This is a genomic window from Marichromatium sp. AB31, assembly GCF_003718685.1.
Lineage (GTDB): Bacteria > Pseudomonadota > Gammaproteobacteria > Chromatiales > Chromatiaceae > Marichromatium > Marichromatium gracile.
The window spans coordinates 1-586 of record NZ_RHFI01000059.1; the positions used below are offsets into that span (position 1 = coordinate 1).

General features: G+C 70.5%; 1 protein-coding gene. It reads left to right on the top strand.

Annotated elements, in window-relative coordinates:
- Window positions 1–586 (top strand): hypothetical protein (locus EBL84_RS17190; protein WP_190287998.1); only part of this gene is annotated, 586 nt, incomplete at both ends.

Genomic DNA, 586 nt, shown 5'->3' on the forward strand with positions numbered 1-586 from the left:
GTCGAACTCGACTCGGCCACCCAGTTCTCCGTCACCCTCTCGGGGGCCGATCGCACCGCGGTCGACGCCCTGCTCGACCAGCTCGGCACCAGCTCGAGCTTCGGCACCACCTACAATCTCGCCGCCGACGACGACTGGCTCACCGGCGCCGACCCCGGCGCCGACATCAGCGATACCACCGGCAACGCGATCACCGTGGCCGTGGCCCCCAAGCTCACCAGCGCCACCTATGACGCCGCCACCGGCACCCTGGTGGTCACCGCCACCAATATCCAGGCCAACGGCGGCGGCGCGGACATCGATGCCAGCGCCCTCACCCTCACCGGCGCGGGCGGGGCGGGCTATACCCTGACCGACACCACGGACGTCGAGCGCACCTCGGCCACCCAGTTCACCCTGACGCTGAGCGCCACCGATCGCGCCGCGGTCGGGCCGCTGCTCAACAGCGACGGCACCACATCGACCGGGGGCACGACCTACAACCTCGCCGCCGCCGATGACTGGAACACCGCGGTGAGCGCCGGCGACAGCAGTGATGCCACCGGCAACGGCCTCACCGTCAGCAATGTACCGATCCCGACGCTGA